Source organism: Streptomyces sp. NPDC026062 (genome assembly GCF_055568375.1).
In genome coordinates, this window is the sequence record NZ_JBVHOQ010000055.1 from 1 (window position 1) to 23,895 (window position 23,895).

21 protein-coding genes are annotated in these 23,895 nt (G+C 72.0%); 9 read left to right on the forward strand and 12 right to left on the reverse strand.

Annotated features, from left to right (window positions below; all coding sequences use genetic code 11):
* Nucleotides 1-310 precede the first annotated feature (310 nt).
* The 4 genes from ACZ4LX_RS33765 to ACZ4LX_RS33780 all read left to right on the forward strand — a co-directional run bounded on the left by ACZ4LX_RS33765 (nucleotide 311) and on the right by ACZ4LX_RS33780 (nucleotide 3,097).
* Nucleotides 311-1,924 (forward strand): FAD-dependent monooxygenase, encoded by a 1,614-nt coding sequence (locus ACZ4LX_RS33765; protein ID WP_467641596.1) that lies wholly within the window; start codon nucleotides 311-313, stop codon nucleotides 1,922-1,924.
* A gap of 32 nt (nucleotides 1,925-1,956) precedes the next feature.
* A complete protein-coding gene (locus tag ACZ4LX_RS33770) occupies nucleotides 1,957-2,043 on the forward strand; it encodes a putative leader peptide (protein WP_311307652.1) in 87 nt (28 codons plus the stop codon).
* A 74-nt stretch (nucleotides 2,044-2,117) separates the two neighbouring features.
* Nucleotides 2,118-2,654, forward strand: coding sequence for a cupin domain-containing protein (locus tag ACZ4LX_RS33775; RefSeq protein ID WP_467641599.1), 537 nt, complete (start codon nucleotides 2,118-2,120; stop codon nucleotides 2,652-2,654).
* Between the two features lie 74 nt (nucleotides 2,655-2,728).
* On the forward strand, nucleotides 2,729-3,097 hold the full coding sequence (locus tag ACZ4LX_RS33780; RefSeq protein WP_467641701.1) for a rhodanese-like domain-containing protein: 369 nt from the start codon (nucleotides 2,729-2,731) through the stop codon (nucleotides 3,095-3,097).
* A 109-nt stretch (nucleotides 3,098-3,206) separates the two neighbouring features.
* On the opposite strand, the gene ACZ4LX_RS33785 is transcribed toward ACZ4LX_RS33780, so the two are convergent.
* Together ACZ4LX_RS33785 and ACZ4LX_RS33790 are read right to left on the reverse strand one after the other, a co-directional pair.
* Nucleotides 3,207-5,765, reverse strand: a complete 2,559-nt coding sequence (locus ACZ4LX_RS33785; protein WP_467641602.1) for an FtsX-like permease family protein — start codon at nucleotides 5,763-5,765, stop codon at nucleotides 3,207-3,209.
* Nucleotides 5,762-6,550, reverse strand: a complete 789-nt coding sequence (locus ACZ4LX_RS33790) for an ArsR/SmtB family transcription factor (protein ID WP_467641605.1) — start codon at nucleotides 6,548-6,550, stop codon at nucleotides 5,762-5,764. The genes ACZ4LX_RS33785 and ACZ4LX_RS33790 overlap by 4 nt, the downstream gene beginning before the upstream one ends.
* 312 nt (nucleotides 6,551-6,862) lie before the next feature.
* Between ACZ4LX_RS33790 and ACZ4LX_RS33795 the strand changes: the two genes are divergently transcribed.
* On the forward strand, nucleotides 6,863-7,498 hold the full coding sequence (locus ACZ4LX_RS33795) for a DUF6197 family protein (protein WP_467641608.1): 636 nt from the start codon (nucleotides 6,863-6,865) through the stop codon (nucleotides 7,496-7,498).
* A gap of 88 nt (nucleotides 7,499-7,586) precedes the next feature.
* Here ACZ4LX_RS33795 and recX read toward each other — a convergent pair whose 3' ends face one another.
* From recX to ACZ4LX_RS33815, 4 genes are all read right to left on the reverse strand, one after another.
* The gene (recX, locus tag ACZ4LX_RS33800; protein ID WP_467641610.1) at nucleotides 7,587-8,336 is read right to left on the reverse strand and encodes a recombination regulator RecX; all 750 of its coding nucleotides are present in this window, start codon (nucleotides 8,334-8,336) and stop codon (nucleotides 7,587-7,589) included.
* A 3-nt stretch (nucleotides 8,337-8,339) separates the two neighbouring features.
* Complete coding sequence (recA, locus tag ACZ4LX_RS33805; protein ID WP_467641613.1) at nucleotides 8,340-9,464, reverse strand: recombinase RecA; 1,125 nt, start codon at nucleotides 9,462-9,464, stop codon at nucleotides 8,340-8,342.
* Nucleotides 9,465-9,760: 296 nt separating this feature from the next.
* Nucleotides 9,761-10,993 carry an AI-2E family transporter gene (locus ACZ4LX_RS33810; protein WP_467641704.1) on the reverse strand — a complete coding sequence of 411 codons (1,233 nt, stop codon included), beginning with the start codon at nucleotides 10,991-10,993 and terminating at the stop codon, nucleotides 9,761-9,763.
* 184 nt (nucleotides 10,994-11,177) lie between these two features.
* Nucleotides 11,178-11,372 carry a DUF3046 domain-containing protein gene (locus ACZ4LX_RS33815; RefSeq protein ID WP_467641616.1) on the reverse strand — a complete coding sequence of 65 codons (195 nt, stop codon included), beginning with the start codon at nucleotides 11,370-11,372 and terminating at the stop codon, nucleotides 11,178-11,180.
* 79 nt (nucleotides 11,373-11,451) lie between these two features.
* Between ACZ4LX_RS33815 and ACZ4LX_RS33820 the strand changes: the two genes are divergently transcribed.
* Nucleotides 11,452-12,366, forward strand: a complete 915-nt coding sequence (locus tag ACZ4LX_RS33820; protein WP_467641619.1) for a hypothetical protein — start codon at nucleotides 11,452-11,454, stop codon at nucleotides 12,364-12,366.
* A gap of 249 nt (nucleotides 12,367-12,615) precedes the next feature.
* Here ACZ4LX_RS33820 and ACZ4LX_RS33825 read toward each other — a convergent pair whose 3' ends face one another.
* From ACZ4LX_RS33825 to ACZ4LX_RS33835, 3 genes are read right to left on the reverse strand one after another with little or no spacing between them, the layout of a single operon-like run.
* Nucleotides 12,616-12,921 (reverse strand): AzlD domain-containing protein, encoded by a 306-nt coding sequence (locus ACZ4LX_RS33825; RefSeq protein ID WP_467641622.1) that lies wholly within the window; start codon nucleotides 12,919-12,921, stop codon nucleotides 12,616-12,618.
* Nucleotides 12,918-13,766, reverse strand: coding sequence for an AzlC family ABC transporter permease (locus ACZ4LX_RS33830; RefSeq protein ID WP_467641625.1), 849 nt, complete (start codon nucleotides 13,764-13,766; stop codon nucleotides 12,918-12,920). Before ACZ4LX_RS33830 ends, ACZ4LX_RS33825 begins: the two co-directional genes overlap by 4 nt.
* Nucleotides 13,767-13,776: 10 nt before the next feature.
* Nucleotides 13,777-14,658 (reverse strand): AraC family transcriptional regulator, encoded by an 882-nt coding sequence (locus ACZ4LX_RS33835; protein WP_467641628.1) that lies wholly within the window; start codon nucleotides 14,656-14,658, stop codon nucleotides 13,777-13,779.
* 322 nt (nucleotides 14,659-14,980) lie between these two features.
* Here ACZ4LX_RS33835 and ACZ4LX_RS33840 point away from each other — a divergent pair, with 322 nt between their 5' ends.
* The 3 genes from ACZ4LX_RS33840 (at nucleotide 14,981) to ACZ4LX_RS33850 (ending at nucleotide 21,541) form a co-directional block, all read left to right on the forward strand.
* Nucleotides 14,981-19,648, forward strand: coding sequence for an Lhr family ATP-dependent helicase (locus tag ACZ4LX_RS33840; protein WP_467641632.1), 4,668 nt, complete (start codon nucleotides 14,981-14,983; stop codon nucleotides 19,646-19,648).
* A 239-nt stretch (nucleotides 19,649-19,887) separates the two neighbouring features.
* Entirely contained in the window at nucleotides 19,888-20,715 is an 828-nt protein-coding gene (locus tag ACZ4LX_RS33845; protein ID WP_467641635.1) for a DNA-formamidopyrimidine glycosylase family protein, read from the forward strand.
* Nucleotides 20,716-20,776: 61 nt separating this feature from the next.
* Nucleotides 20,777-21,541, forward strand: coding sequence for an SDR family NAD(P)-dependent oxidoreductase (locus tag ACZ4LX_RS33850; RefSeq protein ID WP_467641638.1), 765 nt, complete (start codon nucleotides 20,777-20,779; stop codon nucleotides 21,539-21,541).
* A gap of 849 nt (nucleotides 21,542-22,390) precedes the next feature.
* Here the strand turns inward: ACZ4LX_RS33850 and ACZ4LX_RS33855 are convergent.
* The 3 genes from ACZ4LX_RS33855 to ACZ4LX_RS33865 form a co-directional block, all read right to left on the reverse strand.
* Complete coding sequence (locus tag ACZ4LX_RS33855; RefSeq protein ID WP_467641641.1) at nucleotides 22,391-22,585, reverse strand: CsbD family protein; 195 nt, start codon at nucleotides 22,583-22,585, stop codon at nucleotides 22,391-22,393.
* Between the two features lie 104 nt (nucleotides 22,586-22,689).
* Nucleotides 22,690-23,160 (reverse strand): Dps family protein, encoded by a 471-nt coding sequence (locus ACZ4LX_RS33860; RefSeq protein WP_467641645.1) that lies wholly within the window; start codon nucleotides 23,158-23,160, stop codon nucleotides 22,690-22,692.
* Nucleotides 23,161-23,492: 332 nt separating this feature from the next.
* A complete protein-coding gene (locus ACZ4LX_RS33865) occupies nucleotides 23,493-23,876 on the reverse strand; it encodes a helix-turn-helix domain-containing protein (protein ID WP_148021270.1) in 384 nt (127 codons plus the stop codon).
* Nucleotides 23,877-23,895: the final 19 nt, after the last annotated feature.

Below are 23,895 nucleotides of genomic sequence, written 5' to 3' on the forward strand. Positions count from 1 at the left end.
CGCGCGGGGGGGGGCCCGCCCGCGCGGGGGGGGGGCGCCGGGCGCCTGTCCGCCCCCCTGCCCCCCCCCCCGCGGGGCCGGCGGGGGGGGGGGGGGGGGGGCCCCCCCCCCCCCCCCCCCCCCCGCCGCGTTCCGGGTGTCACTTGACGCACGCACCCCCAGTAGGTTGCATACGTTCTGTGATCGCGCCCCGAGCCTCCGCTGCCGCATCTCCTTCGACACCGCCCTGCGTCCCGGGGGCCGTGCCGGCCTCCTCGCTCCTGTCGTGCGCGTCCGCGCGTCCGACCGCAGGTGGTCCGGGGGCCGTGCCGTGGACCCGGTGATCATCGTCGGTGCCGGGCCCGTGGGCCTGGTGCTGTCGCTCGCCCTCGCCGCGCAGGGTGTGCCGTCCGTGCTCCTGGACGAGGACCCCGGCAAGGACGAGACACGTCCCGCCCGCACGGTCGTGCTGCGCGAGGACACCGCCGACCTGGTGGAACGGCTCGGCTGCAAGACGCTCCAGGACGGGGGCCTCCGGTGGAGCGGCTGGCGGTCCGTGCGACGCCGGCAGCTCGTACGCGAACTCCCGCTCGGCGAGGGCGCGGCCGACGGCGCCGGGCCTTCCGCACCCGTCCACGTCCCGCAGCACACGCTGGCGCGGGGGCTGCGGGACGCGGTCGCCGCGCAGGAACTCGTGCAGACGGCGCGGCTCAGCCGGATCGACACGCTGGAGCAGGACCGGGACGGCGTCACGGTGCACACCCGGGAGCCCGGTTCGACCTGGTGGCGCGGGAGTTACCTGGTCGGCTGCGACGGGGCGAGGTCCACCGTGCGCAAGCTCCTCGACATCCGGTTCCCCGGGCGTACGGCGGTGGAGCGGCATGCCGTCGCCGCGCTGCGCACCGAGCTGCCCTGGCCCGGCGAAGCCGTACTGCACCGGCTGCCGCCCTGGCGCACCGGTGGCGCCGAGATCACCGCGCGGCCGCTGCCGGACGGGGTCTGGCGGCTGGACTGGCTGCTGCCGCCACGCGGCGAACTCGTCACACCGGACGCCCTCGTCACCCGGGTCCGGGACACCCTGGCGGGCTGGTGCGGCGAGACACCCCCGTACGAACTGCTGGACACCGGCGTCTACACGCTCCACCACCGGCTGGCCAGGCGGTGGCGGGTGAAGAGGGCGTTCCTCGCCGGGGACGCCGCGCATCTGCTCGGCGCGCTCGGCACCCAGGGGCTCGACGAGGGACTGCGGGACGCCGAGAACCTGGCGTGGAAGCTGGCACTGGCCTGGCATCAGGGCGCATCCGATGTGCTCCTGGACAGCTACCAGGCCGAGCGCCGGGCCGCGGTCGCCTCCCGGCTGCGCGCCGCCGACCAGTCGCTGCCGATACTGCGGGGCGGCGGGGGTCTGCGGACCCTGGTCCCGGGGAGCGCACGGGGGCACGATTCGCTGCTCACCGACGGGCATCTGGGTTGTGGCCCCCTCGGTGCGCCCCCTTCCTACTCTCATTCCCCCCTTGCGCCCCCACGCGCCGAGGCGCACACCGCAGTGGGTACGCCCCCCGGTGCGCCGGTCGCGGATGTACGGGTCACCGCGCCGGACGGAACGTCCGTGCGGCTGAGGGAGCGGCTGGGGCGGGGGCGTCTGCTCGTGGTACTCGTGGCACCGGGCACCGGGGTCTGGGACCGGCGGCACTGGATGCGGGCCGGGGTCATGCCCCGGCTCGTCGAGACGGTCGACGGCCTGCCCGTGAAGGCCGAACTGCTGGTCACCGAGAGCTATCCCGGAGCTTCCGCGCACACCGTGCTGCTGGTCCGGCCGGACGGACATCTGGTGGAGTCGTTCGGCGGGGTCCGGCCGGCGGAACTTCTCGCGGCGGCGGACGCGGCGCGCGGCGGCGCGGTTCTCACCTCCGTGCGCTCCGACCGGACCGCAGACATCAATTGACCGACGCGGGCGCCCATGGTGTACTCCCGAACATGACCGACACCGATGTGCGCCTGTGGCGGAGGGTCCATATGGACCTCCTCCGCTATGCGGGCTGTGTGTGTCGCCCGTCCTGCTGAATCGCCCTCTCCCGCTCCGCCGCGCGCTGTGACGCACGGCGGGAGCGTCCTCGCGAACTCTCAGGACGGTCCCTGTGTCTGCCTCCCTCTCCCCTGCGTCCGTACGTACGTCCGACCCCGGTCCGACGGCTGCGGAACTCCTCGCCTTCGTCCGCCGCACCGCCGCGGACCCCGCGCTCATCGCCTCGCTCCCCCTCGATCCCGAGGGCCGTACCTGGATCCGGCTCGACGGACCCGGCGGCAGTGAGGCCTGGCTGATCGGCTGGCCGCCCGGTACCGGAACCGGCTGGCACGACCACGCCGACTCGATCGGCGCCTTCCTCACGGCGGCCGGCACGCTGAAGGAGCACGCGCTCGTGGCCCGGCTGCCCACCGATGGCTGGAAGACGCTGGAGCTGTCCGAAGGCATCGACCGCACACGAGAGTTGACGACCGGCCAGGGCAAGGCGTTCGGCCGGCACCACGTCCACGAGGTGCTGAACGAGTCGGCCACGGAGCACGCCGTCTCCGTCCACGCGTACTACCCGCCGCTGCCGCAGATCCGGCGCTACAGCCGCACCGGCGCGGTGCTCCGCCTTGAGCAGACCGAACGCCCGGAGGACTGGCAGTGAGCGACGTACGGCACGAGGGCGAGGGCAGGGGCGAGGGCGAGGGCAGGGGCAGGGGCGACGGCGAGCGGGCCGGGATCGACGAGCTCCTGGAGCGGGTCCGGGCCGGATACGAGCGGCTCGGACCGCGGGAGGCGAAGGCGGCGGCCGAGGAAGGCGCGTTGCTCGTGGACATCCGCTACGCGGAACTGCGGGCGCGGGACGGGCTGATTCCGGGGGCGCTGGTCGTCGAACGCAACGAGCTGGAATGGCGGCTGGACCCACGGGGAAGCCATCGCGCGGCGGAGGCCGTGAGCCACGGTCTGCGGGTGGTGGTGATCTGCGACGAGGGGTACGCGTCCAGCCTTGCCGCCGAATCGCTGCACCGGCTCGGGCTGTACCGGGCGACGGACCTGATCGGCGGCTTCCAGGCGTGGCGCGCGGCGGGGCTCCCGGTCGAGGTGTGACCGGCAGCCCCGACACGCGGCGGGGCTGACAGCCGAGGCATGACCGGGAGGCCCGGTGCCTCGGCAGCCCGCCGCCCGGGGAGCCCCGCCGCCTCGGGCCGCCCCTCCGTCACCGGCTCGTGACGGCCTCCACCGGGCAGGCCTTCAGGGCCATCCGGCCGGGAATCGCCGTCGCGATCAGAGCGAGCAGGGCGGCGGCGCCCACCACGGTCGCGTACACCAGCGGCCTCACGGAGGGTGCCGCGCCGCCCGTCATGCCGATGCTGAAGGCGGTCAGAACGGCCAGCGCGATCCCGGTACCGAGGACGGCGGCGACGGCCAGGACCGACAGGGCCTCGACACGAAGCATCCGCAGCACCTGGCGTCGGGTCGCCCCGGCCAGCCGGAGGAGCGCGAACTCCTTGAGCCGCTCGGACACCGACATGGCCAGCGTGTTGACGACGGCGATGGCGGTGAAGGCCAGGACCAGCCCCATGGCCAGCAGATTGACCTCGGCGTTCTCCTGCTGACGTTCCGCCTGGAGCCGGTCCGCCTCGGCTGGTGCGACGACCGCGACACCCGGGAACCCGGCCAGCGCGGCGGCCAGTTCACCGCGGCTCGCGTCGCCTGCGACCAGTACCGTCGCGGCGAGGGGATTGTCCATGTGCCGGGCGAGCAGGTCGTGCGGCAGCGTCAGGTCGCCGAAGCCCAGCCCTCGGCGGTAGACGGCCGCGACCGTGAGAGTTGCGGGGGTGCCGTCGCCCAGGTGCAGCTTCAGTTCGCTGCCGGGACGCAACCCGAGCCGGTCGGCTGCCAGTTCGCTGATGGCGGCGGAACGGGGGTCCGCGGTGAACGCCGCGAGGGACCCTCCCGTCACACCGGGGTCCCAGGTGCGGGCGAGACCTGCCGCGGTGACGCCCTGGGCCGGGTACTTGGTGAGCCCGACCCGGACAGTGGTGCGGACCACCTCCGTGGCGGCGGTGACCCCGGGTGTCACGCGGACGGCCTCGGCGGCTTCTGACGGCACACCGGGGCCCTGCGCACCCAGCACCCAGGTGGCGCGAGTGCCCTCACGGGCCTGGCCGAGGGCGGCGTCGCCGAGGGTCGGCTGGACGAAGAGAACCGTGCAGGCCATGCCGATGAGCAGGGTGAGCGGGGTGACGACGGAGGCCATCCGGGTGGAGTTCCCACGGATGTTCGCGACTGCCAGGGCCCCGGCGTGGCCGCTCACCCGGACCACCCACACCAGCAGGAAGGAGGCCGCCCGGACGAGGAGCGGGCCCAGCAGCGACACCGCTGTGGCCAGCACCACCACCGCCAGGAAGGTGACGGGAGTGGAGGCAGCCTCGGTGTGCAGGATGCTCAGGACGGCGACGAGCGCCCCGCCGCCGATGAGCAGGACCAGGCCGGCGGCGATGCGGCCCCGGGCCGGGCGGCGTCGCTCGACAGCGGACTCGGCCAGGGCCTCGGCCGGGCGGAGGCGGGCGATACGGCGGCCGGCGATCCGGGCGGCGGCCCAGGCACCGAGGAGGGTGACGGCCAGGGCCGCGCAGGCGGGGAGAATCCCGGCCGTCCGCTCCAGCGTCGGCGGAATCACGCCCATGTCGATGAATCGACTGTGCAGCCATCGTGCGAGCGGCAGTCCGGCAAGGGCGCCCAGCACTCCGCCGACGGCGCCGACGATCAACGCCTCACGGCCGAGCAGGCGGCGGATCTGCTGCGATGTGGCAGCGACGGTACGCAGCAGGGCCAGCTCGCGGTGACGCTGCTGGATGGAGAGCGCGAAGGTCCCGACGACCACGAGTACCGCGACCAGAAGCGAGGTACCGCCCATCGCGCCGCCCATGGAGACCAGCTTGACGCGTGCACCCGCAGCGTCCAGGAACTCGACCGGGCCGCGAGCGTCGCCCGTCGAGATCTGGGCGGAGGTGCCCGCGAGAGCCCGAGCGAGCTGCTGCTTCAGCTGCTCCGTGTCCGTACCGGCGGTGGGCAGCACACCCAGCGCGGAGACCTGGCCGGGACGGGCGGCGAGGCGTTCGGCCTCCGCCGCGGAGAAGAACAGTGAGGTCTGCTGCCGGAGTTCACGGTGTCCGTCCGGGGCCGCGATGCCGCTGACACGGTAGGCGCGCGGAGCCTGCGTGGACTGCACGGTGAGCCGGTCCCCGGTCGTCAGGCCCGACCTTTCGGCAAGGCGCCGATCGATCACGACGTCGTCGGCCGAGCCAGGGGCCCGCCCCGCGGTGAGGGCGAACGGGGTGAGCGCGGCGGATGCCCAGGAGTGTCCGTACGAGGGTGTGCCGCCGCCTCCCGCATCCGCGTCCGAGGCCGTCAACGGCACGGCCAGGAAGGTGAGTTCGGGGACAACCGCACGCACACCCGGAAGGGTGCGGATCCGGTCGGCGATGGTGGCGGGGAGCCAAGCGCGTTCGGCGACGGGCTTGGCCTTGTGCTTGGCCTTCGTCTTCCCGTTCCCCTTGTGCTTCACAGTGGTCCGGTGGACGTTCTGGTCGGCGGAGACGACGAGGGGCGTCGCCGCGTAGCGCTCGGTGGCGACGCGTCCGCGCAGACCGGTCTCCAGAAGGGTGCCGCAGGCGGTGACGAGAGCGGCGGCGCACATGAGGGCCAGCAGCGCCCCGAGGAACCCTCCTTTCCGGTCGCGGATCGTCCGCAAGGCGTAGCGCAGCATCATGACGCGTCCTTCTCTCTGCTGTTGGCGCCGTCCATAGCGGAATCACCAGGACCTGGGATGTCTCCACCCGGGCTCGGGAAGGCGAGCAGCCGCGTGTGGACTGTGCGGGCGCCCGGCGGGATCTCGGCTTCGGGGCGCTTGTAGCGGTTCATGAGAGCGATGTACTCCTCGAAGAACTCCTGGAGTTCGGGAAGGGTGAGCCGCAGGGAGCCGCGCGAGTAGGCGTGACCATCGGCCCACGCGTCGGCGCCCCGGCCGCCGGCCCCTGTGCCGCTCTCTCGCTGGAGCCGCTCGAAGAGCGCAAGGTCGGCGGCGTACGCGTGACGGTTCAGCTCGTCCATGACCAGCTGTGTTCCGGGGGTCCGGCGGGACGGGGGCGGGAATCGGCGGTCGCCGGGTACGGCCCGCCACCACCTCGCCCGGCGCGGGCCCGGCCGGAGCGGGGCTGCGTCGCTGTCACCATCGGTGCCCGCGTCCGCCTCTGACTCCGTGTCCGTGCCGGTGCCGGTGCTGGTGCTGATGTCGGTGCTGGTGCCGGTGCCGGTGCTGGTGTCGGTGTCGGTGTCGGTGTCGGTGTCGGTGTCGGCCACGAAGCCGTACCGGGCCAGCTCACGCAGGTGATAGCTGGTGGCACCTGTGTTCAGGCCCAGAGCGCGGGCGAGGATCGCCGACGTCGCGGGGCCGTGCAGGGTGAGGTGCTGAAGGATCTGCTGACGTCGCGGCTGGGCAAGGGCCTTCAGAGCGGCCAGCTCCGTGATCTCGGTACCGCCGGGCTTCTCTGGCATGCGTCACACACTGCTCTGTGCACAGATACCTGTGCACTGGAGCGTTCCGGCGTCTTCGTAGGGGGGCTTTCCCCCGGAACCGAGGGCCCGCCCATCCCGCTTCCGCCCTCCCGCTTCCGCCGGCCCCCGCATCGCAGGGGAACCAGCGGCGGGATTCACCGGAATCCCGGGCGACACACCCGTATGGCCTCGCTCCGGTGGAGCGAACCGCAGACCGGACGGACATTCGGCTCAACGCCCGGGCCACTGCGACCTTGCCATCGCACCGCTACGGCGTCGCCATGCCACCGCTACGACGGGGAGCCCACGCCCATGCCGACCACTGCCCTCACCCCTGACGAACTCGACGCCCAGGCCGCACGCCTCCACGACACGGAAGCCTGGCAGCAGATCGTCACGGGCTGGGAACTCACTGTCCCGGAGCCCCCGCGCCCCGTCTCACCCGGCGAAGCCCAGCAGCGGCCGGAACCGTCGGGCGACTGGCGTGATCTGCTGTCCGTACCCGTGGACCAGCTCATCGCCGACACGGTGCGCGCGCTGCCGCCCGCCGTACCGCGCGAGCGCCCGCTTCCCGGGCGTCTCGGCGCCGTACTGCCCGACCGGCTCCATACCTGGCGGCGCATCGGACAGCCGGAGGTACGGCCCTCCGTCCATCTCGCCCACGCACGGCAGATCCTGACCGAATGGGGATGGCAGAACACCCCGTACCGGCTCCGCAACGCCCGCGGCGCCCGTTGCGTCTGCGGTGCCATGCTCACTGCCCACCGTCTGGGCTACGGATCGGTGCACACCGTCGACCGGGCCGGTGCCTGGCTGATCTCCGAACTCCGCTCTCAGGGCTGGACCGGGCTGATCGGGCCGTGGAACCGCTACCCCGGGCGCACCGCCGCGGACGCCCTCGCCCTGATCGACGCCACCATCAGCCGAGCCGCCCGTGCCGGGCAGTAGCAGCCGGGCGAGGGTGAACCCACGGCGAGGACCGGACCGTAGCGCTCTCACCGGACCGTGACACTCTCACCGGCCCACCGCCGAACGTTCAGAACGGGTCGTCCAGCCCCTCAGTGTCCTCGCCCTCCTCCTCCAGTGCCCGGCGCACCACACGCAGGGCCATTCCCTCCCCATATCCCTTGCGGGCGAGCATGCCCGCGAGGCGGCGGATCCGTTTGTCGCGCTCCAGGCCCCGGGTGGCCCGGAGCTTTCGTGCGACGAGCTCACGCGCCGTCTCCTCCTCCTGCTCGGAGTCGAGCTGCCCGACGGCCTCGTCGATCAGGGAGGCGTCCACGCCCTTGGTCCGCAGCTCACGGACGAGCGCACGGCGGGCCAGACCGCGGCCATGGTGCCGGGATTCCACCCACGCATCGGCGAACGCGGCGTCGTCGATCAACCCGACGTCCTCGAAGCGCGACAGCACTTCCTCGGCCACCTCGTCCGGGATCTCCCGCTTACGCAGGGCATCCGCGAGCTGCCGGCGGGTGCGTGCTGTCCCGGTGAGCAGCCGCAGACAGATGTTGCGCGCCTGCTCGACCGGGTCTCGCGGCTCCCCCTTCTCGGCCCTCGACGAGGAGGGGGAGCCGCTGCTTCTGGAACGGGAGCGGGAACGGCGCCCGGCCCCCTCGCCGAATCCCGAATCCGGGCCCGTACCCCTGCCGTAGCCGGCCCCCGTTGCCGGGTCGTGGAAGGGGTCGGACCCGCTGTCGGATCCGGTGGTGTGTCCGGCGGCGGATTCGGGGCCGGGACCCGCGCCGGATTCGGCGGCGCTGCCCGGCCACTCCGTACGACGCGTCACGGTCTAGCTCTTGGCCGCCGCCGTCTTGGCCGGCTTGGCCTTGCCGGCGGGAGCGGGCACCGACTTCGCCGCGCCGTCGGCCGGAGCCGCCGCACCTGCCGCGTCCGCACCCTCGGCGGGTTCCGCGTCGGGCCGGACTCCGACCCCGAGCTTCTCCAGGATCTTCTTCTCGATCTCATTGGCGAGATCGGGGTTGTCCTTGAGGAAGTTGCGGGCGTTCTCCTTGCCCTGGCCGAGCTGGTCTCCCTCGTACGTGTACCAGGCGCCGGCCTTGCGGACGAAGCCGTGCTCCACGCCCATGTCGATCAGGCCGCCCTCGCGGCTGATGCCCTGGCCGTAGAGGATGTCGAACTCGGCCTGCTTGAACGGCGGCGCGACCTTGTTCTTGACGACCTTGACGCGGGTGCGGTTACCGACCGCGTCGGTGCCGTCCTTGAGCGTCTCGATCCGGCGGATGTCGAGGCGCACCGAGGCGTAGAACTTGAGCGCGCGGCCACCGGTGGTGGTCTCCGGCGAGCCGAACATCACACCGATCTTCTCGCGGAGCTGGTTGATGAAGATCGCGGTGGTCTTCGACTGGTTGAGCGCGCTGGTGATCTTCCGGAGTGCCTGGCTCATCAGACGGGCCTGCAGACCCACGTGCGAGTCGCCCATCTCGCCCTCGATCTCCGCACGCGGGACGAGCGCCGCCACGGAGTCGATGACGATCAGGTCGAGCGCGCCCGAGCGGACCAGCATGTCCACGATCTCAAGGGCCTGCTCGCCGTTGTCCGGCTGGGACAGGATGAGGCTGTCGATGTCGACGCCGAGCTTCTTCGCGTACTCCGGGTCGAGCGCGTGCTCCGCGTCGATGAAGGCGACCGAGCCGCCGAGCCGCTGCGCGTTCGCCACCGCGTGGAGCGTCAGCGTCGTCTTGCCGGAGGACTCCGGCCCGTACACCTCGACCACACGGCCGCGCGGCAGGCCGCCGACACCGAGCGCGACATCCAGCGCGGTCGAGCCGGTGGGGATCACTTCGATGGGCTCGTTCGGCCGCTCGCCGAGGCGCATCACCGCGCCCTTGCCGAATTGCCGTTCAATCTGTGCGAGTGCGGCGTCCAGCGCCTTCTCGCGGTCGTTTCCTGCCATGGGTTCCACCCGATTTGCTTGAGTCGATCGCTTCACGTCAAAGACGCTAACCCCTGCCACTGACAATGGGCCTCGACGTCCTCCCGGCCTGTGGACAACTCCACGGTCGAGCCCGGGAAACCCGGCCGGAATCCCATGAGAATGGATGTTCGATTTTGGTGTCAAGCGCACCACGCCGCACCGACTCGCCCCCAGGATACCGCCCTAGCATCAAGCACCCCGGGGGTCAATGACACGTGTGCGACGCCACACGTAATCCCGGCCGTACAGGGACGACACGGACCGGGAACGCTGTCTCAGGAGCCCGCCCGAGGGTCCTGCCGCCCCTCGCCGCGGTCCTGCCGCTCCTCGCCCTGTCGCTCCTCGCCGCGGTCCTGCCGCTCCTCGCCCCGCCTCTGCCCGCCCTCGGCCTCGCCCTCGGGGGCGTGCCAGAGCCGGCGCAGCCGCACGGACACGGCCTCACCCCGCCGCCACTGATGGCGCCCGTGCACCCGCGGATCGTCCGTGACGTCGTAGCGCTTCACGTAGGCGCCCAGGAAGGCCTGCAGCGTGGCCACGGCAGGAATGGCGATCAGCGCGCCCACCGCACCCATCAGAGCCGTACCCGCGATGACCGAGCCGAAGGCGACCGCCGGGTGGATGTCGACCGTCCTGGAAGTCAGCTTGGGCTGCAGCACGTAGTTCTCGAACTGCTGGTACACCACGACGAACCCGAGGACCCAGAGCGCGTACCAGGGGTCGACGGTGAACGCGATCAGCATCGGCAGGGCGCCGGCCAGATACGTACCGATCGTGGGAATGAACTGCGAGACGAGTCCGACCCAGACCGCGAGCACCGGCGCGTACGGCACGCCGAGGGCCAGCAGCAGGATGTAGTGCGCGATGCCGGAAATGAGCGCCATCAGGCCGCGCGAGTAGAGATATCCGCCCGTCTTGTCCACCGCGATCTCCCAGGCCCGCAGCACTTCCGCCTGGCGGGCGGGCGGGAGGACGGAGCACAGCGCGCGGCGCAGCCGAGGGCCGTCGGCCGCGAAGTAGAACGAGAACAGGAAGATCGTCAGCAGCCGGAACAGCCCACCGAGGACCGTGGTGGACACGTCGAGCACGCCGGTCGCACTGTTCTGGACATACTTCTGCAGCCAGTCGGAGTGCAGCAGGCTGTCCTGCACCTCGACGCGGGAGAGTTCCGTATGGAAGGTCTGGTTGACCCAGTTGATCACTGAGTCGAGGTAGTCGGGGAAGTCGTCCACCATGTCGACGATCTGGCCCGCGAGCATCGAGCCGAGCAGCACGACGAAACCCGCGCCGGCGATCAGCACACAGAGGAAGACCAGGAAGGTGGCGAAGCCCCGGCGCATACCGCGGGCCGACATCCGGCTCACCGCGGGCTCGATCGCGAGCGCCAGGAAGAAGGCGATCAGCACATTGATCAACAGACCGATGAGCTGGTCGAACGCCCAGCTGCCGAGCCGGAAACAGGCGTAGAGCGCCAGCGCCAGCACCATGGCACGCGGCAGCCAGCGGGGCATGCGGGCACTCCCGGCTCCGGACGGCGGGGCGGGTGGCGCGGCCGGCGGAACGGGCGGGGTGAGGGGCGGCTGGGTCTGAGCGGTCTCGTCTGTCGGTGCCACGGAGCAAGTCTCGCCTACCGCTGAGCCAATCGGGTGCGCGCCCCTGGGGGCAGCCCGCCGCCACCCCGCGTCGCGCGGCGCGTCATCGCTTGTCCGCGGGGATGCCGACCGCCGCGCATACCCCGCGCCACACGTCCTTGGCCTCCCACCCCTCGTCAAGGGCCTGCCACACCGTGCGCCCTCCGAGCTCCGCCATCACATGGTCACGCGCGAAGGAATCGGCATACCCCGTGCCGAAGTGGTCCGCCATCCGTTCCCAGAAAATCGTCAACCGCATGCCACCAGTATCCCGCTCCTGAGAGTGCAGCCGGGCCGCCCGGCCTTACCGGGAGCGCTTACCGTCCTACGGTCGGTCCATGGCTGGAACCGGAACAAGTCTCCTCAACCGTGCCGAGCAGTTCATCTGGCTCACGGCCCGTGTCCTCGAACAGCGGCGGTTCGCCCATTACTTCCTGAAGGGAAGCGCGGACGCCGTGGAAACGGCGCTGGCCGCCTATCTCAACGAGGACGGCGGGTACGGTCACGCGCTCGAACCCGATCTGCGCGGCCCTGTCAGTCAGCCGCTGCACACAGCACACGCACTGAGTGTCCTCGACTCCATCGACCGCTGCGGAGGGCTCCGAGTGGAGCGCATCTGCCGATTCCTCACCGAGGTGTCCACCAAGGAAGGAGCCTTACCCGCCCTGCTTCCCTCACAGCGCGGCTACCCGGCCGCGCCGTTCATCCCGATCGTCGATCACCCCCCTGCCGAGCTCCTGGCCACGGGGCCCGTCGTCGGGCTGCTCCACCGCAATTCGGTGTGGCATGCCTGGCTGTTCCGGGCCACGGACTTCTGCTGGGCGGCCGTGGACGCCCTGGAGGTGTCGCATCCCTACGAGATCGAGGCTGCGGTCGCCTTCCTGGACGGTGCGCCGGACCGGGCGCGGGCCGAGGCTGCGGCCGACCGGCTCGGACGCCTGGTGCGCGACCAGCGGCTCGCCGTTCTGGACCCGGAACGGCGCGCGGAGTACCCGGTGGCGCCCGGATACGCGCCGGGTGAGCAGCACTTTCCGTACGACTACGCCCGCGCGCCCGAATCGCTCGCCGTGCGCTGGTTCACCGACGCGGAGATGGATCGCGCGCTGGACCATCTGGCGGCCGGGCAGAAGGCGGACGGCGGCTGGCCGGTGACCTGGCGGCAGTGGGCACCGGGAACCGCCTTGGAGGGACGCCCCCTGGTCACGCTCAGGGCCCTGCAGACTCTGCGGGCGTACGGGCGCGACCTGGACTGACCACACCGCGCAGGACCGTCCGTGCGCCCCGGCCAAGGGCTGTCCCGCACCCCTCCCTCCGGGGATCAGCCCGCGGCATCGGACGCGACGCGCCGCAAGGCGGAGGGACGCCCGCATGGTGCAGCGGAGGAACGCCCGCATACGGAACGTACGCACGGGAAACGAGCGCCCTCGTACGGAACGTATCCGGGCGTTCCGGCAACGCGGCGAGGTGCCGTACCCGTCGTCGGGCGCCGGCCGGGACAGCGCTCAGCCGAGCGCACGCACTCCGGCGGTCACGGCCACGGCCACACCTACGACGACAAGGAAGGGCGCGCGCAGGACGAGAGCGAGCGCCGCGGCGGCAAGGCCCGCGCCCCGTGCGTCGAACACCAGGTGTTGTCCATCGCCGAAGGCCTGCTGCGCGGTCAGGGCGGCCAGCAGGGCCACGGGCAGAAGGGCGGCAAGACGCTGCACGAGGGGGCGTTCCAGGGCGCCGGCGGGCACCAGGAGGCCGAGGAGCTTGGCCAGGTAGCAGCCGACGGCGGTCAGCGCGATGGCGATCCAGACGTTCATCGGCCGTCCTTGGACATCGAGGTGCGCGGTTCCCCGGCTTCCCGGGGATCCTTCGTTCCGGGCGCCGTGCCCTTGCCCCGTCCCGTCGGGAACACGTCCTTGCCCCGTCCCGCCAGGAAGAGGACGACGGGCGCCGCGAGCGCGGACAGCAGTACCGGCACCCCTGCGGGCAGTACCGGCAGGAGGCCGAGGGCGAGCAGAACGGCGAGCGCGGCGGTGACCCGCTCCGTCGTGCCCTTCAGCATCGGGGCGAGCAGGGCGAGAAAGACGGCGGGGCCTGCCGCGTCCAGTCCCCAGGCGGCGGTGTCACCCAGCGCGTCGGCGCCCAGTGCGCCCACCAGCGTGGTGAGGTTCCACAGCACATAGAGCGTGAGCCCGGTGACGGTGAAACCGATACGGGCGGCGCGGCGGGTGGGCTGGGACAGCGTCACGGCGGTCGTCTCGTCGATGACCCACTGGGCGGCGAGGGGGCGCGCGACGCGCGGGAGGGCGAGCAGCTGCGACAGCCGCAGACCGTAGAAGGAGTTGCGCACGCCGAGGAAGAAGGCACCAGCCGCCGCGGTGTAGGGATTGCCGCCGGCGGCCAGGGCGCCCACCAGGGCGAACTGGGAGGCGCCGGTGAACACGAGGAGGCTGAGCGCACAGGTCTGCAGCAGAGTCAGTCCGGAACCGGCCGAGGTGACGCCGAAGGCGAAGCCGGAGAGGCCGACAGCTACGCCGACGCCGAGCGCGTCACGCACGACGGCCGCGTCCGGCTTGGCCTCGGCGGTGATCACACTGTTGGTGATCACACTGTTTTCGGGCGGGCCTGCCGCGCTCTGAGGGGGTGCTGTCTGTTCTGCCACGTCCTGAAAGCTACCCGGGCAGGTCCGGACCGGTCTTGTACGTTCTTGCGCGTTCACGCTGGTAGGCGCCGGGTGGCACCCCCACGATCCGGGTGAAGTGGCGGTTGAGATGCGGCTGATCGGTGAAGCCGACCGCCGCGGCCGCCGCGGCAGGGGCCGTGCCCGCGTCGAGCATCCGCCGCGCACGGCGGACCCGGGCGTCGGTGAGCCAGGTGTGCGGCGGCATCCCGTACTGCTTCTTGAAGGCCCGGAGGAGGGCGAACGGGCTCGTGCCGAGCTCGGTGGCCAGTGCCTCCAGGGTGGGCGGCGCGGCCATCCTGCTCTCCAGCACGGCGCGGGCACGCGCCGCGTCCCGCGAGCCCGCCGCCCTGGCCGTGCGGACGGGCAGTGTGCCGCCGTGCCGGGTGAGCAGGCGCGTGACCACGACCCGCAGCACACTGTCGGCGGCAAGCGCGTTGCCCTCCTCCGCCGCCCTGTGGACCTCTCCGATCAACCGGGCCGCGTACGGATCGACGACGGCGGTCTCCGTGAAGCCGACCGTGCCCCGCAGACTCGTCGTATCGGCCGCGATGTCGTTGATCACCCGGGCGGACGGGTAGAGCGTGGCGTACACCCACCCTTCGGGCACACCGGCGCGGGCCGTGTGCGGGACCTCCGGATTGATCATGACGACGAGGCCGGGGCCGGCGTGAACGGTTCCGCCGGGCAGGCCGACGTCCTCGACGCCCTGGGTGATGGTGCCGAGGACGTAGCCCTCGTGGCTGTGGCGCGGGAAGGTGTGGCGGATGTAACGGGCCCGCAGCAGGTCGAGGTCGGGCAGCTCCGCGTACTGCCAGTACCTCGCCCACTCCGCCGGTCCCGCCGGTCCCGACAGTTCCGTCGTTCCCACCATGCCCGGATTCTCGCAGTCCGCCGGCTGCGGGGCTCCGGTGGAGTGACGGCGGCGAGGCTACCGGGCTCCGGCTCCGGCTCCGGCTCCGGCTCCGGTACAGCAACGTGCGCGGGCGTGCGCGGGCACGAGCCGCTACGACGGTGGCCGCGGGCCACGGCCCGCAGACCGATGCCGCAGACCACGGACCACGGACCGCAGACCGCAAACCGCTGCACGACGGCCGCAGACCATAGACCGGCGACCGGCGACCGGCGACCGCTGCACGGCGGCTGACCGGTCCTTTCCGGAGCCGTTGTCAGTGGCGGGGTGCACGATGGGGGACATGACCGGCTCCGCACTCGATTCGTTCTCCCCCGCGACCCGCAGCTGGTTCACGGGCGCCTTCAGCGCGCCCACGGCCGCGCAGGAGGGTGCCTGGAAGGCGATCGGGGAGGGGTCGGACGTCCTGGTCGTCGCGCCGACCGGATCGGGCAAGACCCTGGCAGCCTTCCTCGCCGCCCTGGACCAGTTGACCGCGGTTCCGCCGCCCGCCGAGGCGAAGAAGCGCTGCCGGGTGCTCTACGTGTCGCCCCTCAAGGCGCTCGCGGTCGACGTGGAGCGCAATCTCCGCTCCCCGCTGACCGGTATCCGCCAGGAATCGGCGCGTCTGGGACTGCCCGAACCCGAGGTCCGGGTAGGAATCCGTTCCGGTGACACCCCGCCCGCCGAGCGCCGCTCGATGGCGACGCGGCCGCCGGACATCCTGATCACCACGCCCGAATCGCTCTTCCTCATGCTGACGTCCTCCGCACGGGAGGCGCTGGCCGGCATCGAAACGGTGATTCTCGACGAGGTGCACGCGGTCGCGGGGACGAAACGGGGCGCCCATCTCGCCGTGTCGCTCGAACGGCTCGACGAGCTGCTGCCCCGGCCGGCCCGGCGGATCGGCCTGTCGGCCACGGTCCGCCCCGTCGACGAGGTCGCGCGTTTCCTCTCGCCCCGGCGGAAGGTGGAGATCGTCCAGCCGCCTTCCACCAAGCGGTTCGATCTGTCGGTGGTCGTGCCGGTCGAGGATCTGGCCGAGCTCGGCGGTTCCCCGGCCACCGACCCGGACTCCTCCGGCCAGGCGGACAAACCATCGATCTGGCCCCATGTGGAGGAGCGGATCGCCGATCTCGTCCAGGCCCACCGCTCCACGATCGTCTTCGCCAACTCCCGTCGTCTCGCCGAGCGGCTCTGCAACCGGCTCAACGAGATCGCCTACGAGCGTGCCACCGGCGAGACCATGCCCGAGGCCCACTCCCCCGCCGAGATCATGGCGGAGTCAGGTGCGGCGAAGGGTGCGCCCCCGCTCCTCGCCCGGGCCCACCACGGATCGGTCTCCAAGGAGCAGCGTGCCCAGGTCGAGGAGGACCTCAAGGCGGGCCGGCTGCCCGCGGTGGTCGCCACCTCCAGCCTGGAGCTGGGCATCGACATGGGGGCGGTCGACCTGGTGATCCAGGTGGAGTCCCCGCCGTCGGTCGCTTCCGGGCTGCAACGCGTCGGCCGTGCCGGGCACCAGGTGGGTGCGGTCTCCACCGGGGTCGTCTTCCCGAAGTACCGGGGCGACCTGGTGCAGGCGGCCGTGGTCACCGAGCGGATGCGCACAGGATCCATCGAGGCGCTGCGGGTCCCGTCCAACCCCTTGGACGTGCTGGCCCAGCAGCTGGTCGCGATGGTCGCCCTGGACAGCTGGCAGGTGGACGACCTGCTGGCGGTGACCCGCCGTGCCGCCCCCTTCGCCTCGCTCCCCGAGTCGGCGTTCACCGCCGTGCTCGACATGCTCGCCGGCCGCTACCCGTCCGACGCCTTCGCCGAGCTACGACCACGCGTCGTCTGGGACCGGGTCGCCGGTACGGTCACGGGCCGCCCCGGCGCTCAGCGGCTCGCCGTCACCTCCGGCGGCACCATCCCCGACCGTGGGCTTTTCGGTGTCTTCCTGGCGGGTTCCGACCCCAGGATGGGCGGTGGCCGGGTCGGCGAGCTGGACGAGGAAATGGTGTACGAGTCCCGGGTGGGTGACGTCTTCACGCTGGGTACCACGTCCTGGCGGATCGAGGACATCACCCGCGACCGGGTCCTGGTGTCACCCGCCCCCGGCGTTCCGGGGCGGCTGCCGTTCTGGAAGGGCGACCAGCTGGGCCGTCCGCTGGAGCTGGGGCGTGCGCTCGGCGCGTTCCTGCGCGAGCTCGGCGGGCTGTCCCCCGAGGACGCCCGGGAGCGGCTGCTGGCCGCGGGCCTGGACGACTGGGCCGTGGACAACGTGTTGTCGTACATCGACGAACAGCGCCGGGCCTGTGGCCATGTACCGGACGACCGGACGATCCTCGTCGAGCGTTTCCGTGACGAGCTGGGCGACTGGCGCGTCGTCGTGCATTCCCCCTTCGGTGCCCAGGTGCACGCCCCGTGGGCGCTCGCCCTCAGTGCCCGCCTCGCCGAGCGGTACGGCATGGACGCCCAGGTCATGCATGCCGACGACGGCATCGTGCTGAGGCTGCCGGACGCGGACATGATGGGCCTGGACCTCCTCGACTTCGACCCCGCGCGGGACTCGGCCCCGGATTCCGGCACCACACCGCTCCCCCCGGCCAACGCCGCCCTCGACAGCGACCAACCCCCGGTCGGTGCGGCCGATGTGGCCTTCGACCAGGGCGAGATCGCGCAGATCGTCACGGACCAGGTAGGCGGTTCAGCCCTGTTCGCCTCCCGGTTCCGCGAATGCGCGGCCCGTGCGCTGCTGCTGCCGCGCCGCAGTCCCGGCAAGCGCACGCCGCTCTGGCAGCAACGGCAGCGGGCCGCCCAGCTCCTCCAGGTCGCCTCCGAGTTCGGCTCGTTCCCCATCGTTCTGGAGGCGGTCCGCGAGTGCCTTCAGGACGTCTTCGACGTCCCCGGGCTCACCGAGGTGATGAGCGATCTGGAAGCCCGCCGGATCCGTCTGGTCGAGGTGACCACCCCGGAACCCTCCCCGTTCGCGCGCTCGCTCCTGTTCGGCTACGTCGCGCAGTTCCTGTACGAGGGCGACTCGCCGCTGGCCGAGCGGCGGGCCGCCGCCCTCTCGCTCGACTCCAGTCTCCTGGCCGAGCTGCTCGGCCGCGCGGAGTTGCGCGAGCTGCTCGACGCAGAGGTCCTGACCGAGCTGGAGCGGGAGCTCCAGTGGCTGGCGGAGGACCGCCGGATCAAGGACATCGAAGGGGTCGCCGATCTGCTGCGGGTCCTCGGCCCGCTCACCGATGCGGAGCTTGCCGAGCGGGGGGCCGAGCCCCAGTGGGCGCCGGAGCTGGCATCGGCGCGCCGGGCCATCCGGGTCCGGATCGGCGGTGACGACCACTGGGCGGCCATCGAGGACGCGGGCCGGCTGCGCGACGCTCTGGGCACGGCGCTCCCGGTCGGCGTCCCCGAGGCGTTCACCGAACCGGTGAAGGATCCCCTCGGTGACCTTCTCGCCCGCTACGCCCGTACCCGTGGCCCGTTCACCTCCACCACGGCAGCGGCCCGGTTCGGGCTCGGCACCGCCGTCACCGACGGGGCGCTGCAAAGGCTCGCGGCCTCGGGGCGGATCGTCCAGGGCGAGTTCCACCCCGCCGGTATCGGCCAGGAGTGGTGCGATGCCACGGTGCTGCGGCGGCTGCGACGCCGCTCGCTTGCCGCGCTGCGCCATGAGCTGGAGCCGGTGCCGCCGGCGGCACTGGCGGGGTTCCTCCCCCAGTGGCAGCATCTGGGCGGCAACAGCCTGCGCGGAATCGACGGACTGGCCCGCGCCATCGAGCAGTTGCAGGGCGCACCCGTGCCCGCCTCCGCCCTGGAGAAGCTCATCCTGCCCGGCCGCGTCAGCGGCTACTCACCCGCGCTGCTGGACGAACTCACCACCACGGGCGAGGTCGTATGGGCCGGTGCGGGAGCCCTCCCCGGCAAGGACGGCTGGCTCTCCCTCTACCCGGCCGACAGCGCCCCCCTGCTCCTGCCTCCCCCTCGGCCGCTCGAAATCAGTGCCCTGCACGAGTCCGTTCTCACCGCCCTGAGCGGCGGGTACGGGCTCTTCTTCCGCCAGATCGCCGATCAGGTCCGGGCCACCACGCATCCGGACTCCACCGATCCACAACTGGCCGACGCAGTCTGGGATCTCGCCTGGTCGGGCCGGCTCACCAACGACACGCTCGCCCCGCTGCGTGCGCTGCTCGGTTCCGGACGCACGGCCGGATCGACCGCTCACCGCGCCAAGCGGAGTGTTCCGCGCGGCCGTTACGGCTCGCTGAGCGCTTCGGCGCGCCCCGTCTCCCGTACCGGCCCGCCCACGGTCTCGGGCCGCTGGTCGCTGCTGCCGCCCGCCGAACCCGAGCCGACACACCGGGCCCACGCCCTGGCTCGCACCCTCCTGGACCGGCACGGGGTGGTGACCCGCGGCGCGGTCCAGGCCGAGGGTGTCGAGGGCGGGTTCTCCGCCGCGTACCGCGTGCTGTCCGCCTTCGAGGACAACGGGCAGGCACGCCGCGGCTATGTGGTGGAGGGGCTGGGGGCGGCACAGTTCGCCATGGACGGCGCGGTCGACCGGCTCCGCGCGGTGTCCACCGCTCGCGACCGGACGGAGCCGGGCGCGGATCCCCGTGCCCTGGTCCTCGCCGCGGCCGACCCCGCCAATGCCTACGGCGCGGCCCTGCCGTGGCCCGAGCCACCGGCCGGGGCCGGGCACAAACCCGGGCGCAAGGCGGGTTCCCTCGTGGTCCTGGTCGACGGGGAGCTGACGCTGTACATGGAGCGTGGCGGCAAGACGCTGCTGGCCTGGCCGGCCGATCCTGACGCCCCCGCGCTCCGGGCGGCCGCGACCGCCCTGGCCGCCGCCGCCCGTGCCGGAGCCCTGGGCACGGTCACGGTCGAGCGCACCAACGGCATATCGTCGCTGACCTCACCCCTCGGCCGCACTCTGGAGTCGGCGGGTTTCCTCGCCACCCCGAGGGGCCTGCGTCTGCGCGCCTGAGCTCCCGGTCCTCCACCTCCGCGCCGAAGACACGCCGAGAGCGCCACGCCCCATGCGGGCGCACCCGACCGTCCCCCGGCGGCCCACGGCCCCGGCGGCCACGGCCCCTGGACTCACGCGCCACGGGCCGTGGCCGCCAACCAAGGGCCGTGGCCGCTGCTCCCACGGGCCGTGACCGCCACCCCCACGGATCGGACGGTCTCCCCGCCCACACCCGCCCTCCCGCGCATCATGGACGTATGCCCGAAGGAGACACCGTCCTGCAGACCGCGAAACGGCTGAACAGCGCGCTGGCCGGCCAGGTCCTCATCAGGTCCGATCTACGCGTCCCCCGGTTCGCCACCGCCGATCTCACCGGCCGGGCCGTTCTCGACGTCTCCGCGCGCGGCAAGCACCTCCTGACCCGCGTCGAGGGCGGTCTCACCCTCCACAGCCATCTGCGGATGGACGGCGCCTGGCGTGTGTACGCCCCCGGCGATCGCTGGCGCGGTGGCCCCGCCCACCAGATCCGCGCCATTCTGGCCAACACCGCGCACACCGCCGTCGGCTACCGCCTCCCCGTTCTCGAACTCCTGCGCACCAGGGACGAGGAGCAGGCCGTCGGCCATCTCGGGCCGGACCTGCTGGGCCCCGACTGGAATGCTGACACCGCACTGCGCCGTCTGCTCACCGACCCTGCCCGCCCCCTCGGCGAGGCCCTCCTGGACCAGCGCAACCTGGCCGGCATCGGCAACATCTACAAGTCCGAACTCTGCTTCCTGGCCCGCGCCACCCCCTGGCTCCCCATCGGCCGGCTGCCCGAAGCCACGGCAGCGCTCCTGGTCAGCACGGCAAAGAAGCTTCTGGAAGCCAACCGCGACAGCCCGGTCCGTATCACCACCGCCGGCGCCCGCCCCCACGCCACCCCCGCCCCGGCTCCCCGCGCCCGCCGCCCGAGCGAGAACCTCTGGGTCTACGGCCGGACCCACCGCCCCTGCCTGCGCTGCGGGACACCGATCCGCACGGCGGAGCAGGACTCCCGCCCCGTCTACTGGTGCCCCCACTGCCAGTCGGGACCCACTCCATAGCGGACGCCCCACAGTCGCACCATAGTTGACGACCCGTCAGAAACAGTCGTACGGTCCGGTCATGCCTCTCGCCGCGTACGACCTCACCGGCCGCTCCGCGTTCGTCACCGGCGCCGCCGGCGGAATCGGCCGTGCCACCGCTGTCCTGCTGGCGCAGGCAGGTGCCGTCGTGCACTGCGCCGACCTCGACGAAAAAGGCCTCCTGGAGACCCGCGACCTGATCGCCGCCGCAGGTGGCGAAGCCCACACGCACCCGCTCGACGTCACCGACCGCAACCAGGTCCGGGCCGAGGTCGCGGCCGCGGGCGAACTGGACATCCTGGCCGCCATCGCCGGGATCATGCATACGAGCAGCGTTCTGGAGACCGCGGACGAGGACCTCGACCGGGTGCTCTCGGTCAATTTCAAGGGGGTCCTGTACGCCTGCCAGGAGGCCGCCCGAGGGATGATCGCGCGCGGCGCCCCCGGCTCGCTGATCACGATGGCCTCGGGTGCGGTCGACTCCGCGAGCCCGAACCTGCTCTGCTACAGCGCGGCCAAGGCCGCCGTGGTCCAGCTGACCAGAACACTGGCGACCGAGCTGGGACCTCACGGCATCCGGGTCAACGCGGTCGCGCCCGGCTGGATCCGCACCCCCATGACCGCCCGGCACGATGCGGAGCAGCAGGACCGGGCCGAGGCCATGATGGCGCGCATATCGCCGCTGGGAAGGGTCGGCGAGCCCACCGACGTAGCACAGACGGTGCTGCATCTGGCATCGGACGCGTCGGCCTTCATGACCGGCCAGATCCTCCGCCCGAACGGCGGCGTCGCCATGCCCTGGTAGCGCGCCACGTCCTTCCGACGGACCAGGACCTGCCACCCCTGCGCCGGAGCGGCCCCTTCGCACACCCCGGAGGGATGGACACATGCCGGGACCGGCCGACCTCACGCCGCGACGAGAGGGACGCGGATGCGGACGCGGACGCAGACTCGGACGATCCTGCCGCGGACGAGCCGGAAATCGCGGACGAGGCCGGTGCGGACGAGCCGGATATCAGTGACTGGGATATCAGCGACCGCCGACTGCGGCCCGACCCACGCACACCCGCGGCGCACCGTCGCAGCAGCCTGGTGCCCGCGTCGAAGATCCCGGTAGGGCGGACCGTCTCGGCCACGTGCACAGGCAGGAGGCTGAGCCCCCACCCCCCGGCCGCCACCACGCCCTCGACAGGCCCCGCGTGCGTGGGCTCCAGCACCAGCCTCAGTACGGCCCACCACCACACACCGCCGAGCACGAGCGCCGGCACCCATCGCCGGACCATGGCTGCCTCCTTCGGGCGAACCCCGGGGCCTGTCGTTCGGAGCACTGCGGGCTCGTGGAATCCGTCCTGACCCGAACGGAAGACCATAGCCCGGCGCGATCCCCCTGCGGGAGAGCGCACCAACGCAGTACCGGCGCACATTCCGCGGTCACACACCGTGGCTCACGAGCCCCAGTCACGCGCCGCGGCACGCACCCCGCAGTCCCGCCGTGTGGCTCACATGCCGCAGTCCCGCGCTTTCACTCCCCGCCCGCCGCGCTCCGCATTCCCGCCGTGCGCGCTCCGCATTCCCGCCGCGCGGCCCGCCTCGGAGGCCCACCTCGGCGACCGGAGCCCCCACCGCCTCCGGTGGGGGCTCCGCCAGCCGCCGTTCAGTCCTTGTCGTCGCGGCTCAGGGAGTCCTTGACGCCCTCGGCGCGCTCCCGCGCCTCACCCATGGCTCCCTTGGCCTTGCCCTTCGCCTGGTCCGCCTTGCCCTCGGACTCCATGCGCTTGTTGCCGGTCATCTTGCCCATGGCTTCCTTGGCCTTGCCGGCCATCTTGTCCTTCGCACTCTCGTCGGTCATCGTCACTCCTCGCGTCTTCGGGGCCGGCCCGCCCGGTACCGAGCGGGCCGGTCGGAAAGACCCGGCAGGCTGGTACAGCCTGCCGGGTGGAACAAAGAGCCCGGTCAGGCGCTCTCCGCCTGGAACATCCAGGCATGCTTCTCAAGATCGGCGGTCAGCGCGATGAGGATGTCCTGGCTCACGGGGTCAGGGTCACCCGTCACCTCGATCCGCTCGCGCATCCGGCCGATCACCACACTCAGAGCGTCGACCAGGGCCCGTACCGCATCGACATCCTTGACCCAGCCACCGGGCACCGAATCGATGGCCGTGGTCTTCGCGATCGTCCCCGACCGCCCATCCGGGTTGACGCCCAGCGCGGAGGCCCTCTCGGCCACTGTGTCGGAGTGCAGGCGGGCGGTGTCGACGACCTCGTCGAGCTGAAGATGCACGGACCTGAACCGAGGCCCCACCACATTCCAGTGGACCTGCTTGGCCACCAGGGAGAGGTCGACGAGGTCCACGAGGGCACCCTGAAGGGCATCCCCCACGGATTTGAGGTCGGTCTCCGACAGCGGGCTCTTCACCACAGACATGTACGTCTCCGATCTGGTATCCGTTCTGTTCAGCACGAACCACGATGGCACAAACGAAGCAAAACGGTCATTCGGGGAAGCGTTCGGAAAGATCGTTCCCCGCTCTCATCCATGCGCCTGCCCGTCGAATGTCCGCCGACACCCCAACCGCCGACCCAGCCGTCACATCCCTCGCGCCTCCCCCACACACGCAGAGGCCCGGGCCCGCAAACAGACGCGAGCCCCCGGACGCACAAGACCCGAAACGCACGGAAGCCCCGGGACGCGCAGAAGCCCCGGCCCGCCCCCTGAGGGGAGGACCGGGGCTCCGGCTTCACACCGAACCGAACGGGTCAGGCGGCGACGACATCCACCGCTTCCGCGGGCGCCTTGATGGTCACCCGCCCCGTCGGTACACCCGTCACCGAGGAAACGGAGACGGAATTGAGCATGGGGCGCACCGGTACTGGTACCGGATCGCTGGCTGCTGCCGACTCGGCCAGTTCAGCCAGAGACAGCTCATCGCTCACTTCACGCATGAGCTCGGACATCCGTACATCCAGCGCGTCGCAAATGGCGGAGAGCAGTTCGGAGGATGCCTCCTTCTGCCCCCGCTCCACCTCGGAGAGATAGCCGAGCGAAACTCGGGCGGACGAGGAGACTTCGCGCAGAGTACGGCCTTGGCGCTGGCGCTGCCGACGCAGCACGTCACCAAGCAGGCGACGGAGCAGAATCATCGGTGGCTCCCTCCTCGGA